Raw genomic sequence first — 15,248 nt, forward strand, 5'->3', positions numbered from 1 at the left:
GGGATCAAAACAGGCGGTACTTGGCCAAGGGCAGGCCGTGGCGCCTGACGTAGTTATTCCAGCTATCGATGGCTTCCCTATTCTCTTCTTGCCATAGACGCGTCTTTTCAGCTGAGACCGCCGCCGCGATAGCCGCTTCGGCAACGCTGGAGATACCTATGCCCAATGCCTTGGCATCTTCGATCAGCCGAGAGTCAATCGAGAGTCTGACTGATTTCCGCTCAGATTTGGAACCGGGCCGAAGCATCTTGGAGCCTCCGACTATGCGTATCGTAAAACGCGTAGAAGCCCGTGAGCAAGCCAGCTACCCCTCCATCTCCTCGCGCAGCATCTCAAGTTCCAGCCACTCTTCCTCGAGCGCGGCCAGCGTCGTGCGCTCCTTGTCCAGCGCTGCAATGGTCTTCTGGAACGAGACAGGATCGCGCTCGTAGAAGGACGGATCGGCGATGTTGTTCTCCAGCCTTGAGATCGAGGCCGTGACCGCCTCGATCTTCTTCGGCAGGGATTCCAGCGCGAATTTCTGCTTGAACGAGAGTTTCTTCGCCGGGCCTTTCGAGGCGGCTTGATCAGTCTTGGACGCAGCGCCTGCGTCCGCGGCTTCGGCCCTCGGTTTTGCCTTGCGGTCCTGGAGCCTCGAGCCGCCGCGCTGCGCCAGCATGTCGGAATAGCCGCCGGCATATTCGATCCAGCGTCCGCCGCCGTCCGGCGCGATGACGCTGGTGACGGTGCGGTCGAGGAAATCGCGGTCGTGGCTGACCAGGATGACGGTTCCGGCAAAGCCCGCGACCAGTTCCTGCAGCAGCTCCAGCGTCTCCATGTCGAGGTCGTTGGTCGGCTCGTCGAGCACCAAAAGGTTCGCCGGCCGCGCCAGCACGCGGGCCAGCAGCAGGCGCGCGCGCTCGCCGCCCGAAAGCTCGCGCACCGGCGTGCGCGACTGCTCCGGCTTGAACAGAAAATCCTTCATGTAGGAGACGACATGGCGCTGCTCGCCATTGACGACGAGGTTCTCGCCACGGCCGTCGGTGAGATAATGCGCCAGCGTCTCCTGCGGGTCGACGGCCTCGCGCTTCTGGTCGAGCGTCGCGATCTCCAGATTGACGCCGAGCCGCACTGAGCCTGCATCCGGCGCAAGCTCGCCGGTCAGCATCTTGAGCAGCGTCGTCTTGCCGGCGCCGTTCGGCCCGACCAGGCCGACACGATCGCCGCGCTGGATGCGGGTCGAAAAACCTTTGACCACGGTGAGATCGCCAAAACTCTTGTCGATCCCCTTGGCCTCGATCACCAGCTTGCCGGATTCGGCGGCGTCGCTCGCCACCATGGTCGCGGTGCCCTCGGCGCCGCGATGGCTGCGAAAGCGCTGGCGCATGGCCTGCAGCTCGCCCAACCGGCGCATGTTGCGCTTGCGCCTGGCGGTCACGCCATAGCGTAGCCAATGCTCCTCGCGCACGATCTGGCGGCCGAGCTTGTGCTGCTCGCGCTCTTCCTCTTCCAGCACCTGGTCACGCCATTCCTCGAAATGGGCAAAGCCCTTGTCCAGCCGCCGCGTCTGGCCGCGGTCGAGCCAGACCGTGGCGCGCGAGACGCGTTGGAGAAAGCGGCGATCATGCGAGATCAGGATGACTGCGGACGAGGTGCGGGCAAGCTCCTCTTCCAGCCATTCGATGACCGATAGGTCGAGATGGTTGGTCGGCTCGTCGAGCAGCAGGATGTCGGGTACGGGCGCCATCACCCGGGCAAGCGCTGCACGGCGCGCCTCGCCGCCGGAAAGGTCGTTCGGCCGCTCCTCGCCGGTCAGGCCGAGATGGTCCATCAGATAGGTGGCACGATGCGGGTCGTCGGCCGGCCCCAGACCGGCCTCGACATAGGCGCGCACGTCGGCGAAGCCGTCCATGTCCGGCATCTGCGGCAGGTAGCGAACCGTCGCCGAGGGCTGGCGGAACACCTCGCCGTCCTGGGGTTCGATCAGTCCGGCGGCAATCTTGAGCAAGGTCGACTTGCCCGAGCCGTTGCGGCCGACAAGTGCGATCTTCTCGCCGGCGGAGGCGCTGAGTGTTGCACCGTAGAGCAGCGGCGTGCCGCCAAAGGTCAGTTTTATGCCGTCGAGATTGAGAAGAGGCGGAGTCATGTCAGCTTTCGGGAAGAGGATAGGGGTGGGCGAGCAGCAGCGCCCGGCCACGCTCGAGGGCGATCTCGAGCCGGCCCTTGACCTCGTTTGATATAGTGAGCGAGGAGCCGAACGCCACCTCGACACGGTCGAGCGGCCACTTGGCGCCGGAGACCGTCAGGCCGGCAAGCTCGGAGAAGCCGAGCACCGAAAACAGCGTGCCGTCTGCATAGTCGAAGCCGGCTTTGCCCGACAGGATGGGCACGCCTTCCTGCGCGCCGCTGGTCAGCAACACCGTCGTCCCGGCCTCGGCCAGTCGCACGCTCAGAGCCAGATGCAGGAAGGCATGGTCGGCGCGCTTGCCGCCGAAGGCGCCGGCCAGCACCAGGCTGGTGGCGCCGCGCGCAAGCGCCTCGGCGATGGCAAGCTCGCCGTCGGTCATGTCCTTCTCGGCCGGGAAGATCTTGCGCGGCACGGCGGCGAGATCCTCCGGCAAGTTCGCCGGCACCGAGTCGAAATCGCCGACCCAGAGCTCCGGCACCAGGCCGAGCATATGGGCATGGCCCATGCCGGCGTCGGCGGCGATGACGCGGGAGCCTTCGATCTGGCGATCGAGCCGAGGCGTGCGGACGAGGTCGCCGCCAAGCAGGATGGTGAATGTGCCCATGGGCGTCGCCCTTACCAGCCCCGCCCGCGAAACGGAAGCCGGGCCGTATCCAAACGGAACGGCGCTGCGTTTCAGAATAAGCCGTGATGCATTGGATGCCCGGCAACTTCCGCTTGCGCGCCGCTTCCGCCGGGCCTATGTCTCGAAACGCTCTAACGGGGTGCCGGACGCTGACTTTTGCGAACCGGCTGAGAGGCGACAAAGCCAACCCGCTGAACCTGATCCGGTTTGTACCGGCGGAGGGATTAGACGTTTCGGGACCATCCGACGCCTCAATTCCTTTAACACGAACGAAGGAGGCGCCGATGCGCTTACTGTTGTCCCAGCTTATCCTCGCAACGGTCGTTGTTTCACTTCTGGCAGGCATCGTGCCCGCCGAGGCGAAGGACAAGCTCACCGTCTATACCTATGAAAGCTTCACCGCCGACTGGGGTCCGGGACCCGCGGTGAAGAAGGAATTCGAAGCCGAATGCGGCTGCGATCTTGAATTCGTCTCGGTGGCCGACGGCGTGGCGCTGCTCAACCGCGTCAAGCTGGAGGGTGCCGGCACCAAGGCCGATGTCGTGCTCGGCCTCGACACCAACTTGACCGCGGATGCGAAGGCCAGTGGGCTGTTCGCGCCGCATGGCGCCATTGCCGATTTGAATGTGCCCGGCGACTGGAAGGACGACACGTTCGTGCCCTTCGACTATGGTTATTTCGCCGTCGTCTACGACACCGAGAAGCTGAAGACCCCGCCGAAAAGCCTGAAGGAGCTGGTCGAGGGTGCCGGCGCCGACAAGATCGTCATCCAGGATCCGCGCACCTCGACGCCGGGCCTCGGACTGCTCTTGTGGGTTAAGTCGGTCTATGGCGACAAGGCGCCGGAAGCCTGGGCAAAGTTGAAGTCGAAGGTTCTGACCGTAACGCCGGGCTGGAGCGAGGCCTACGGCCTGTTCACCAAGGGCGAGGCGCCGATGGTGCTGTCCTACACGACCTCGCCGGCCTATCACATGGTGGCCGAGAACACCGAGCGCTACCAGGCGGCTTCCTTCGAGGAGGGCGAGTACCTGCAGATCGAGGTCGCCGGCATCACCACGACCGGCGCGAAGAACCCGCTGGCGGAAAAATTCATCGCCTTCATGACCGGGCCGAAATTCCAGGACGTCATCCCCGAAACCAACTGGATGTTCCCGGCCGGCAAGACCGACAAGCCGCTCAACCCCGCGTTCGACAAACTGGTGAAGCCGACCAAGACCCTGCTGTTCAGCCCCGAGGAGGTCGCGGCCAACCGCAAGGCCTGGGTGGATGAGTGGCTGGCGGCGATGAGTAAGTAGGTTTTCGATCTCGTCGATGTCTGCGCCAAGCCACCCCCCTCTGTCCTGCCGGACATCTCCCCCACGAGGGGGGAGATTGGCAGCTTTGGCGCCTCGCTTAGCCATACAGCATTGGAGATTGGCGAAGGCCGGCGTGACGTCTGATCTCCCCCCTAGTGGGGGAGATGTCCGGCAGGACAGAGGGGGGCGCGACGGAACGCGGCGCTCGCTAGCTCAAGCCGACGTGGTGCAGCGTGCAGCCCGCATCGCGCACTGACTCCCGCATCACCGCCGGCATCATAGCCCTTGCGGCAATCACCTTGCTCATCGGCGGCGCCTTTGCCGGGCTCATCCTCGAAGGTGCGCGCAACCTATCCGGCGCTCTCGCTGCCTTCGACGGTTATCTCTTGCGCGTCGCCCGCTTCACATTGTGGCAGGCGCTGCTCTCGACATTGCTGTCGGTCGCGCCGGCTTTGCTCGTTGCCCGCGCCCTGTCCCGGCATCCGAGCTTTCCAGGGCGTCGCCTGATCCTGCAGCTCTTCACCGTGCCGCTGGCGCTGCCGGCCATCGTCGCGGCGCTCGGCGTGTTGGCACTCTACGGTCGTGCCGGCTATTTTGCCGGCGTCCTCGGCAGCCTTGGCGGTCAGGAATGGCCCGGCATCTATGGCCTGTCGGGCATACTGGTCGCGCACGTCTTCTTCAATTTGCCCTTGGCCACGCGCCTGTTTCTGGAGGCGCTAGGCACGGTTCCGGCCAACCAGTGGCGGCTGGCGAGCCAGCTCGGCATGGGCGCCCCGCCGGCCTTCCGGTTGATCGAATGGCCGGCGCTGCGCGCGGCATTGCCGGGCGTCGCCGGGCTGGTCTTCATGCTCTGCATCACCTCCTTCACCATCGTGCTGACGCTGGGCGGCGGGCCGGCCGCAACGACCTTGGAGGTCGCCATCTATCAGGCGCTGCGCTTCGATTTCGATCCCGCGCGCGCGGTGGTGCTGACGCTGCTGCAGATCGTCCTGACCTTCGTGGTGGTCGCCCTTCTGACGCGGCTTGGCGCCAACATGGTCGGCGACGCCAATCTGCCGGTCGCGCCACGCCGCTATCTTTCGGCGGGCAAGGCCGAGACGGTGCTGAACGCCGGCCTGATCGCGCTCGCCTTGCTGTTCGTCGCCGGGCCGATGGCGGCGACCGTGCTGGCCGGGCTGGAGGCCGATCTCGGACGGCTGGCCGGCGAGGAGGCCGTGCGCCGGGCGACGCTCACCAGCGCCGCGCTCTCCTTCCTCTCGGCACTGCTGTCCGTGATGCTGTCGCTCTCGCTGATTGCGGCCCGGCGCGCACTGGCCCTGCGGCGGCGGGCGGGCAGCGCCATGTCGCTGCTCGAGCATGCCGTCGACACCGGTGCCGGTTTCGTGCTCGTCGTGCCGCCCATCGTGGTCGGCGCCGGCTGGTTCCTGGCTTTGCGCAACGCCACCGATGTGTTCGCCATCGCGCCCGTCATGGTCGTCGCCGTCAACGCGGTGATGGCGATGCCTTTCGCCATCCGCGCCGTTCGCCCGGCTTACGACGCCGCGAGCGAGCGCCATGAGCGGCTCTGCCTGGCGCTCGGCATTTGCGGCTGGAACCGGCTGCGCCTGGTCGACTGGCCGTCGCTCAGGCGGCCTTTGGCCACAGGCTTTGCCTTCGCCATGGCGCTGTCGCTCGGCGACCTCGGCGTGATCGCGCTGTTCGGCAGCGATTCGGTACAGACCTTGCCCTATCTCCTGCTCGCGCGCATGGGCAGCTACCGGACCGCCGACGCCGCCGGGCTTGCCTTGCTGCTCGGCCTCGTTTGCCTGATGCTGATTGTCGCCGCCGACTGGCTTGGGCGGGAAGCAAAGGCATGAGGACGACGAACAACGGCATGGCGGCGGAGAAAGCACTGGCCGTGATGCTGGAGGGCGTTTCCTTCAGCTATGGCGAGGCATCGTTCAGCTTCGACGCCGAATTCGCCGCCGGCAGGATCACCGCCATCATGGGGCCGAGCGGTTCAGGCAAGTCGACGCTGCTCAATCTGGTCGCCGGCTTCGAATCGCCCGATGGGGGCAAGGTGCTGATCGGCGGCATCGATGTCGGCGACGCTGCGCCTTCGGCGCGGCCGGTGTCGATGGTGTTCCAGGAAAACAATCTGTTTGCCCATCTTTCGGTGGAGGGCAATGTCGGGCTCGGCCGCTCGCCGTCGCTCAAGCTCACTGCCGCCGACCGCCACGCGGTTGCGGAAGCGCTGGCGCGTGTCGGCCTCGCCGGCAAGGAAAAGCGCCTGCCGCGCGAGCTTTCGGGCGGCGAACGGCAACGTGTCGCGCTGGCAAGGGTGCTGCTGCGCGACCGGCCGGTGCTTCTGCTCGATGAGCCTTTCGCCTCGCTTGGTCCGGCGCTGCGCGACGACATGCTCGACCTCGTGGCCGGCATCCATGCCGAGCGGCACATGACGGTGCTTTTCGTCACGCACCAGCCGGAGGACGCGCGCCGCATCGGCCAGGAGATCGTGTTTGTGGACGAGGGCAGGGTTGCGGCGACGGGGTCAGCCGCCGATTTCTTCGACCGCTCTGGACCGGATGCCTTCCGGCGCTATATCGGCGATCGAGGCGGTAGCGTTGCCGGATCACAACACATTGCCCGGAAGCGGACATAATTTGCGGCCAAACCGGTTGCGGGTGATCCGGCGTTTGCTTGCCTTGTCCGGGGGAGTGTGGCTAGGTCTGGCCATGCTGGTCCGGAGTGACCGTGATTTGCCGAAAGATTTCGAAAGGAAGCCGATCTGACGACCGGCATCGAGAGAGTTTGGACGAGGCCGCTGGCGCGATTTTTCGCGTTGGCCGGCTTTGCCGTGGCGCTGGCGAGCTGCCAGATGTTCACGCCGCCGGACGTGCAGGAATCCGGCTTCCAGCCCTCCGACAAGCCGATCACGGTCGACAATGTCGTCGCCAACGCCAAGCTCGCCGACATGGCGAAAGCGCAGCATCCGCGGATTCTCGCCACCTATGGCGGCGAATATTCCGATCCGAAGCTCGAGCGCATGGTGGCCAAGGTCGTCGGCAATTTGACGGTGGTGTCGGCCAACCCGACGCAGACCTACCGCATCACCATTCTCAATTCGCCCAATGTCAACGCCTTCGCGCTGCCCGGCGGCTATCTCTATGTCACGCGCGGGCTGCTGGCGCTGGCCAACGACTCCTCCGAGCTTGCCGCCGTCATCGCGCATGAGATGGGCCACGTCACCGCCAATCACGGCCTGCAGCGGCAGCAGCTCGAGGCCGAGGAAGGCCTGGCGACCAAGGTCGTCTCCGACGTGCTCGGCGACAGCCCGACCGCCAAGGCGGCGCTCATCCGCGGCAAGCTCAGGCTCGCGCAGTTCTCGCGCAACCAGGAACTCCAGGCCGACGCCATCGGCATCAAGTCGATCGGCGAGGCGGGCTATGATCCCTACGCGGCCGGCCGCTTCCTGCAGTCGATGTCGGCCTATACCGATTTCCGCTCGGTCAGCGGCGCCACGGATGCCAGCCTCGACTTCCTGGCCACGCATCCCAACACGCCGCAGCGCATCGATCTGGCGCAGCGCCTTGCCCGCAACTTCGGCCCGCCGGGCGTCGGCACGCGCGACCGCGATGCCTTCCTCGCCGGCATTGACGGCCTGCTCTACGGCGACACGCCGGAAGAGGGCTATGTGCGCGGCCAGACCTTCATGCATCCCGGCCTTGGCGTGTCGTTTTCGGTGCCGGACGGCTTCGTCATCGACAATTCGGCCGCTGCCGTGACCGCGACCGGTCCGGGCGACATCGCCATCCGCTTCGATGGCGTGGCGATCGACAAGTCGGTGTCGCTGACCGACTACATCCGCAGCGGCTGGGTCGCCGGACTGGACGACGCCAGCGTGCGGCAGGAAACGGTCAACGGCAACGAGGCCGCGATGGCGCATGCCAGCGCGCAAGGGTGGCAGTTCGATATCGCGGTGATCCGCGCCGGCGGCCAGGTCTACCGGCTGCTGACCGCCGCACCCTCGGCCAGCGCCGCGCTGGAGCCGGTCGCGCGCTCTGTCAGCGGTTCCTTCCGCACACTGAGCGCTGCCGAGAAGGCGGCGCTGAAGCCGCTGCATATCCGGGTCGTCACCGTGCAGCCCGGCCAGAACATGGGCACGCTTGCCGCCCAGATGGTCGGCGTCGACCGCAAGCTCGATCTCTTCCGCGTGCTCAACGCGATGTCGCCGGGCGCAACGGTGTCGTCCGGCGAGAAGGTCAAGATCGTCACCGACAAATAGGGCCAGCGTCCGCATTCACGCGGTTTGCGCCAGGATTTAGCTCGAATCTGCCATTCAGGCACGCTGCCGCTGGCCGTCAGAGCCCGTCGCTGCTGACGGTGTCAAAGCCGCCGCTGCTGCCACCTTCAGGGGTGCCGGTGTTGTCGGTTTCAGGGGTGCCGACGTCGCCCCCGGAGTCGCCGCTGCCGCCGCTGGGGCGAGACGGGCGATCGTGATCGCCGCCACTGCCGCGCCACGGCGCCGGCCCGGGATCGTTCTGCGGTGGTTTGGCCGGCCCCGGAACGGTTACCCTGGGCGTGGGGATGCGGACCACCTTTATCTTCGTGACTATTTTCTGCACGACCTTGGGCTTGCACACCGCGACCGTCTGGGTGCTGCGCCCGGCAAGACCGAGAATGCTCATGGAATACACGCCTTGCCGCTCGATGCCGGCCCTGAGGAAAGCCAAGGCGCGGGCCGGATCGGCGGGCACCCCGTTGCGGCCTTCCTGGAAGATCAACGCGAGATCGTTCATGGCGTTGATATGCCCCATAGCCGCCGCCTTGAGCAGCAGATCCAATCCCTTGCCGGTATCGGGCTGGACGCCGAGACCGTTGAACAGGGCGCGTCCCCAGGCGGCCATGGCGTAGGGGTCGCCCTTGTCGGACGCTTGCGAATAGAGGCTGTTGGCTTTCGTGGAATCCACAGCCGTCCCTGTTCCGGACGCGGCGATGTAGCCGAGCTCGAAAACGGCCCGCACATGCCCCTTGTCGGCAGCCTCCTGGATTGCCTTCCTGGCCTCGTCTACCTTGCCGGCCGCCAGCAGCGCCCGCCCGAGCTCGTAGCGGAAACGGGTGACATCGGGATAGGCCTTCACCGCTGTCTCGCAGGACTCAACCGCCCCTCCGCCGATCTCATTCGGCTGCCGGCCGGGGGCGACCCCTTGCAGGTCGAGCGGCGCGCCCGCCGCCTGATCGCAGGGGTCGACGCTTGGCGACAGCTTCATCGTCGCCCGCTTGGACGCCTTGCCAGCACTGATCTGAAAGCCGACCTCGACGGGAGCCGCCGAGCCGATCTGGGGCTCGTAGCGCAAATGGTCGACCTCGTCGGCCATCAGGCTTGATTCGGGAGACAAGGTCCGATCCGGCAGCGACAGCGTGCCCGTTGCCGGATAGCTCGCGAGCTTCAGGCTGACCGCGGGGTCCCTGGTCGGGAAATCCAGCTTCAGAGGCACCGGGCCGACACCGACCGGGATGCTGACGCCGTGGTTGTCGATGGCTTCGGCGGCGCCGGTGATATGGAGCGCGCGCTCCGACGCCGGCTGCGTCTGCTCGACCATGACCTGCTGACCCTCGGGCTCATCGTGGCGCATCAGCACCACCTCGTCGACCAGCGAGGAATTCTCCCACGGAACCTGCTTGCCATTGGTCGCTTTCACGACGTCCCGGCGAACGGCCGCCATGACAGCGCGTATCTCCTGGTTCGGCGCCAGCGCGCGGCGGGAGAAGGCAGACGAGAACGGACTGAGGGCACCAGTGCCGTCATAGGCGACGGCGCCCGGCTCGGTGGCAAAGGCAATGAGCGTGTTCAGCGAGCTTTTCACCTGCGCAAGGCCGGTATCGCCAGAGACGATCAACTGGTCGCGCAGCCAGTAATCCTTGCGCGGGAACGGATTGTTGCGGCAGGCATCGAGGATGATCACCTGGATCTTCGACTTCGAGCGCAGCTGCTCCAGCACGTCGTCCAGTTTGATCGCCTGGACTTCGATGTCGGCCGCATCTTTCAGCGAGGCATCGACCGGGATGAGGAAATTCTCGCCGCCGATCTGAAAGCCGTGGCCGGAATAATAGACGACCGCCAGGTCCGCGCCGTCGACCGCGGCGAGATAGTTGCGGAACTTCTCCTCGAACTGAAGCTTCGTGACGTCCTTGGCGATGAATACCTGGAAACCGGCCAGCCGAAATGTCTTGGAGACATCCTCGGCATCCTTGTCCGGGTTCTTGAGCGCCGGGATATCGCGGTATTCGGAATTGCCGATCACAAAGGCAACCCTTCGGTCCGCGTGAGCTTCGAACGCCGTGAAGCCCGCAAGGATCAAGGCTGCAAGGAACGCGCAGCATCGCAGCATGGCAAATCCCCCATCCGCTGGTCTGTCGGCTTCACAAAAGACCGGTTCCGGCGCGCGGGTCTGTTAAAGAATTCACAATAGGTATCAAAGAAGAGTGCTGCGATGGAAATATATTTCTATTTAATAAATATCTGCATAGCAACTTCAAGTTGTTGCTCAAGCGGCTTCTGCAAGAAATTCGGGATTCTGCTTGACCAGCGCCGCCCGCAGCTTCTCCATGGCGCGCGCTTCGATCTGGCGGACGCGTTCCTTGGAGATGCCGAGCGCCTCGCCAAGCGATTCCAAAGTGGCGCCGTCGTCGCTCAGCCGGCGCTCCTCGATGATCCGGAGCTCGCGGGCATTGAGCGCGCCGAGCGCGCTTTTCAGCCAGATCGCGCGGCGCTCGATGTCGATCGTTTCGCCGACGACCTCGTCGGGAAGCGGATCCTCCGAGACCAGGAAATCCATCCGTTCGGCGGCGCCGTTCTCGTCGGCTAAAGGGGTGTTGAGGGAGCTATCGGGGGCCGAAAGGCGCGAATCCATCATCGCCACGTCGGCTTCGGGCACGCCGAGCGCGGCCGAAACCTCGCGATAGAGTGAGGCGTTGGAGATCGGCTCGGCGCCGTTGGCGAGCCGCGCGCGCAGTCTTCTCAAATTGAAGAACAGCGCCTTCTGCGCCGAGCTTGTTCCGCCACGCACGATCGACCAGTTGCGCAGGATGTAGTCCTGCATCGAGGCGCGGATCCACCAGGTGGCATAGGTGGAAAAGCGCACTTCGCGGGCGGGCTCGAAGCGGGCCGCCGCCTCCAGCAGGCCGACATGGCCTTCCTGGATCAGGTCGCCGAGCGGCAGGCCGTAATGGCGGAATTTGGAAGCCATCGAAATCACCAGGCGCATATGGGCGACGGTGATCAGGTGGAGCGCATCCTGGTCGTTCTTTTCCCTCCAGCGTATAGCCAGGAGATGCTCTTCGTCGCGCTCGAGATAGGGAGCCTTCATTGCCGCCCGGACCAGTGTCCGTCCTGCCACATCCTCGATCATACCGGCTCCTCTTGGAGGTCGTTGCGCTGATGGCGGTTGAAAAGACGCTGCCGCGCCCTACAACAGCCTGCAACGTGTCAGGCGCATGGATGGTTCCGTTGCGGCGGAGGCGCGTATGCGTGCGCGAGGCACGGCTTTGTTATCGATCCGGGGCGCTCGCCTGTCGTGAGTTGCGTTGATTTTGAGGATCAGATTTCTGGCTGAGCCAATTTTTGAAATCTGGTTCCTTATTTCGCGGACATCTATCTGTCAGTTTGCGGCTCTCACAATGCGCCGGGGCACCGGTCAAAACGGGATCACAGAAAAATGAAATGGCTCAAATCGCTCCTCGTCGCCGGAACGCTGCAGGTTCTGGCGGTTACAGCCGGTCATGCCGGCGCCAATCTCGACCAGATCAAGCAGGCAGGGGTCATCAAGGTCGGCACGGAGGGCACCTACGCACCCTTCACCTATCATGACGAATCCGGGGCGCTGGTCGGCTTCGACGTCGAGATAGCCAAGGCGATCGCCGAGAAGCTTGGCGTCAAGGTGCAGTTCCTCGAAGGCAAGTGGGACGGCCTGATCGCTGGCCTCGACGCCAACCGCTACGACGCCGTCATCAACGAGGTCGGCATCACGGATGCCCGCAAGGCCAAGTATGATTTCTCCGATCCCTATATCGCTTCCAAGGCGGTGCTGATCGTGCGCGGCGACGACAGCGACATCAAAACCTTCGCCGACCTCAAGGGCAAGAAGGCGGCGCAGTCGCTGACCTCGAATTTCGGCAAGCTCGCCGAGAAGAACGGCGCCGAGCTGGTCGGCACCGACGGCTTCGACCAGTCGATCCAGCTGCTGCTCACCGGCCGCGCCGACGCCACCATCAACGACAGCCTGTCCTTCCTCGACTTCAAGAAGCACAAGCCGGACGCCAATGTGAAGATCGCCGCGCAAGAAGAGAACGCCGACTATTCCGGCGTCATCGTGCGCAAGGGCGATCCGGAACTGGTCGCGGCGATAAACAAGGCGCTGGCCGACATCAAGGCCGACGGCACCTACAAGAAGATCGCCGACGCCTATTTCGGCCAGGACGTCTCGCAGTAAACCCAATCATCGCTTTTGCTTGAATTCCGGCGGGCCGTCTTTGACGGCCCGCCGGTTTTTGCATGATAGTCGTTCGGCAATGCCGGCCAGAGGTGGTCGCAGCATCCGGAAAGGATAAGACCTCCGTGTCGCACTGGTTGCAATTGATGCTGGAATCGCTGCCGACGCTGCTATGGGCGGCATTGATCTTCACCGTGCCGCTGACGCTGCTGTCCTTCGCCCTGGGGCTTATCGCCGGACTGGTTACGGCGCTGATCCGGCTGTTCGGCCCGAGGCCGCTGGTCGCAATCGCGCGTTTCTATGTCTGGATCTTCCGCGGCACGCCGCTCTTGGTCCAGCTCTTCCTGATCTTCTATGGCCTGCCGTCTGCCGGCATCCTGCTCAACGCCTTTCCGGCCGCGCTGATCGGCTTCACACTCAACATCGGCGCCTACTCCTCGGAGATCATCCGCGCCGTCATCGGCTCGGTGCCGAAAGGGCAGTGGGAGGCTTCCTACTCGATCGGCATGACCTGGAGCCAGGCGATGCGGCGCACGATCCTGCCGCAAGCAGGCCGCGTCGCGGTGCCGCCGCTCTCCAACACCTTCATCTCGCTGGTCAAGGACACCTCGCTCGCGGCCGCCATCACCGTGCCCGAAATGTTCCAGGCCGCGCAGCGCATCGTCGCCACCACCTACGAGCCGCTGATCCTCTATGTCGAGGCGGCGGCGCTTTACCTGGTGATGAGCTCGGTGCTGTCGGCGCTGCAGGCGCGGCTGGAGGTGCGGCTCAACCGCTATGGCGGCTTCCTGGAGGCCAATGCATGATCGGCCTCACCAACATCGAGAAGCGCTTCGGCGACAACCTTGTCCTGAAGGGCGTCACCGTCAGCATCGACGAAGGCAGCGTCACGGCGCTGGTCGGTCCGTCGGGCGGGGGAAAAAGCACGCTGCTACGCTGCATCAACCTCCTGGAGATTCCGACCTCCGGCACTTTGCGCATCGGCGATGAGACGCTGGAATTCCGGCCGGGCGTCAAGGTGCCGGCGGCGGAGGTGCAGAGGGTGCGCCTGCAGACCGGCATGGTGTTCCAGAACTTCCAGCTCTTTCCGCATCGCACCGCGATCGAGAACGTCATGGAGGGGCTGGTCACGGTGCTGAAATGGCCGCAGGCGAGGGCGCGCGAGCGGGCGATGGCGCTGCTCGAAAAGGTCGGCATGGCGCACAAGGCCGGTGCCTGGCCAGCGACGCTGTCCGGCGGCCAGCAGCAGCGCGTGGCGATCGCCCGCGCGCTGGCGCCGTCGCCGCGCGTGCTGCTTTGCGACGAGCCGACTTCGGCGCTCGATCCGGAACTGGCGCAGGAAGTGGTCGATGTGCTGGGACAACTGGCCCGCGAAGGCACGACCATGGTGATGGCCACGCATGATCTGAGGCTCGCCTCCAAGATCGCGCAGGAGGTGGTGTTCCTCGATGCCGGCGTCGTCGTCGAGGAAGGTCCGGCCTCGGTCGTGTTCGACAGGCCGGAGCGTGAGCGGACGAAGCGCTTCATCGCCTCGCTGCGCCAGGAGGAGGCGCAGAAGGAAGCTGGCAACTGAGCCCTTCTACCCGCCCCTTGTGAGGCCAATCGCACATGGCAGCGCCGGCCCCATCATCCGGCCGCTTCGCGGCCACCTTCTCCCCGACGGGGAGAAGAGCTTGGCGCCGGCGCTGGCCGCCTCCTCTCCCCTTGGGGAGAGGTCAGCCGCGCGAAGCGGAGGCTGGGTGAGGGGGAGCGCCGTATGCGAGGGTCCCAGAGACAAAAAACCCGGCGCGAGGCCGGGTTCTTCGTAATTCCAAAAGCGAAAAGCTCAGGCAGCTTCTTCCTGCTCGGCTTCCTCGTTGTCGGCCTTGGCGCCGCGCTTCGGACCCTTGTTGAGGTTGACCTCGATGAGGCGCACGGCTTCCGTCTCCGACATGCGGTTGACGGCGGCGATCTCGCGGGCCATGCGGTCGAGCGCGGCTTCGTACAGCTGGCGCTCGGAATAGGACTGCTCCGGCTGGTTGTCGGCGCGGTAGAGGTCGCGCACCACTTCCGAGATCGAGATCAGATCGCCGGAATTGATCTTGGCGTCATATTCCTGCGCGCGGCGCGACCACATGGTGCGCTTGATGCGGGCGCGGCCCTGCACGACCTTCAGCGCGCGATCGACATAATCCTCTTCCGACAGCTTGCGCATGCCGATCGAGGTCGCCTTGGCGACCGGCACCTTGAGCCGCATCTTGTCCTTCTGGAAATCGATGACGAACAACTCCAGCTTGTGACCCGCGACTTCCTGCTCGTCGATGGCCACGATCTGGCCGACGCCATGCGCCGGATAGACGATGAACTCACCGGTCTTGAACCCGTGACGGGCCGCGGTGGACTTCTTCTGCGGGGTGATCGTTGCCATTACGCCCTGAACTCCTTAGTTGTAGCGCCGGCATGGCGGCGCCGGCTGAAACTCAGACGATCGGCGGAAGCCGACCTTTAGCCGCGCAAACAAGTGAACCCACCGGAATAAGCCTGGACCGGCAAACCGCATAAAGCGATCGCCTGCCCCAGATCGCTCTGGTCCGGATTGAGAAGCTCACCTTTCAGTGATTTGGGGCGTTAGCGCCATAAATCGACGTTGTGTCACCGGCATGTTCCGCAGATGTAACACAAAAAGTCGGAAGAATCAAGGTTTTGCTGCA

Annotated in this window: 13 protein-coding genes and 1 riboswitch; of the genes, 7 read left to right on the forward strand and 6 right to left on the reverse strand. The window is 64.8% G+C overall.

What is annotated here, in order from left to right; genetic code table 11:
* Positions 1–4 precede the first annotated feature (4 nt).
* The 3 genes from RFN30_RS12850 to RFN30_RS12860 are packed head-to-tail and all read right to left on the reverse strand — an operon-like array spanning position 5 to position 2,771.
* Entirely contained in the window at positions 5–247 is a 243-nt protein-coding gene (locus RFN30_RS12850) for a type II toxin-antitoxin system CcdA family antitoxin (RefSeq protein WP_320262441.1), read from the reverse strand.
* A gap of 57 nt (positions 248–304) precedes the next feature.
* Positions 305–2,125 (reverse strand): ABC-F family ATP-binding cassette domain-containing protein, encoded by a 1,821-nt coding sequence (locus tag RFN30_RS12855; protein WP_320262442.1) that lies wholly within the window; start codon positions 2,123–2,125, stop codon positions 305–307.
* A 1-nt stretch (position 2,126) separates the two neighbouring features.
* On the reverse strand, positions 2,127–2,771 hold the full coding sequence (locus tag RFN30_RS12860; RefSeq protein WP_320262443.1) for a thiamine diphosphokinase: 645 nt from the start codon (positions 2,769–2,771) through the stop codon (positions 2,127–2,129).
* Positions 2,772–2,917: 146 nt separating this feature from the next.
* A riboswitch (TPP riboswitch) is annotated at positions 2,918–3,033 on the forward strand.
* A gap of 43 nt (positions 3,034–3,076) precedes the next feature.
* Between RFN30_RS12860 and thiB the strand changes: the two genes are divergently transcribed.
* The 4 genes from thiB to RFN30_RS12880 all read left to right on the forward strand — a co-directional run bounded on the left by thiB (position 3,077) and on the right by RFN30_RS12880 (position 8,351).
* Positions 3,077–4,087 (forward strand): thiamine ABC transporter substrate binding subunit, encoded by a 1,011-nt coding sequence (gene thiB, locus RFN30_RS12865; RefSeq protein ID WP_320262444.1) that lies wholly within the window; start codon positions 3,077–3,079, stop codon positions 4,085–4,087.
* Between the two features lie 233 nt (positions 4,088–4,320).
* Complete coding sequence (gene thiP, locus RFN30_RS12870) at positions 4,321–5,943, forward strand: thiamine/thiamine pyrophosphate ABC transporter permease (protein WP_320262445.1); 1,623 nt, start codon at positions 4,321–4,323, stop codon at positions 5,941–5,943.
* Entirely contained in the window at positions 5,940–6,728 is a 789-nt protein-coding gene (gene thiQ / locus RFN30_RS12875) for a thiamine ABC transporter ATP-binding protein (RefSeq protein ID WP_320262446.1), read from the forward strand. The genes thiP and thiQ overlap by 4 nt, the downstream gene beginning before the upstream one ends.
* 216 nt (positions 6,729–6,944) lie before the next feature.
* On the forward strand, positions 6,945–8,351 hold the full coding sequence (locus RFN30_RS12880; RefSeq protein WP_320262498.1) for a M48 family metalloprotease: 1,407 nt from the start codon (positions 6,945–6,947) through the stop codon (positions 8,349–8,351).
* Between the two features lie 76 nt (positions 8,352–8,427).
* On the opposite strand, the gene RFN30_RS12885 is transcribed toward RFN30_RS12880, so the two are convergent.
* Both RFN30_RS12885 and RFN30_RS12890 read right to left on the reverse strand, forming a co-directional pair.
* Positions 8,428–10,458, reverse strand: coding sequence for a caspase family protein (locus RFN30_RS12885; RefSeq protein WP_320262447.1), 2,031 nt, complete (start codon positions 10,456–10,458; stop codon positions 8,428–8,430).
* A gap of 156 nt (positions 10,459–10,614) precedes the next feature.
* Positions 10,615–11,478 carry an RNA polymerase factor sigma-32 gene (locus tag RFN30_RS12890; RefSeq protein ID WP_320262448.1) on the reverse strand — a complete coding sequence of 288 codons (864 nt, stop codon included), beginning with the start codon at positions 11,476–11,478 and terminating at the stop codon, positions 10,615–10,617.
* A 306-nt stretch (positions 11,479–11,784) separates the two neighbouring features.
* On the opposite strand from RFN30_RS12890, the gene RFN30_RS12895 reads away from it, so the two are divergent.
* The 3 genes from RFN30_RS12895 to RFN30_RS12905 all read left to right on the forward strand — a co-directional run bounded on the left by RFN30_RS12895 (position 11,785) and on the right by RFN30_RS12905 (position 14,131).
* Positions 11,785–12,558, forward strand: coding sequence for an amino acid ABC transporter substrate-binding protein (locus RFN30_RS12895; RefSeq protein ID WP_320262449.1), 774 nt, complete (start codon positions 11,785–11,787; stop codon positions 12,556–12,558).
* A gap of 125 nt (positions 12,559–12,683) precedes the next feature.
* Positions 12,684–13,364, forward strand: coding sequence for an amino acid ABC transporter permease (locus RFN30_RS12900; RefSeq protein WP_320262450.1), 681 nt, complete (start codon positions 12,684–12,686; stop codon positions 13,362–13,364).
* Complete coding sequence (locus RFN30_RS12905; RefSeq protein WP_320262451.1) at positions 13,361–14,131, forward strand: amino acid ABC transporter ATP-binding protein; 771 nt, start codon at positions 13,361–13,363, stop codon at positions 14,129–14,131. Before RFN30_RS12900 ends, RFN30_RS12905 begins: the two co-directional genes overlap by 4 nt.
* A gap of 252 nt (positions 14,132–14,383) precedes the next feature.
* Here RFN30_RS12905 and RFN30_RS12910 read toward each other — a convergent pair whose 3' ends face one another.
* Positions 14,384–14,965: a CarD family transcriptional regulator gene (locus tag RFN30_RS12910; RefSeq protein ID WP_040974338.1), complete on the reverse strand. Its 582-nt coding sequence runs from the start codon at positions 14,963–14,965 to the stop codon at positions 14,384–14,386.
* Positions 14,966–15,248: the final 283 nt, after the last annotated feature.

This window comes from Mesorhizobium dulcispinae (genome assembly GCF_033977345.1).
GTDB classification, from domain to species: domain Bacteria; phylum Pseudomonadota; class Alphaproteobacteria; order Rhizobiales; family Rhizobiaceae; genus Mesorhizobium; species Mesorhizobium dulcispinae.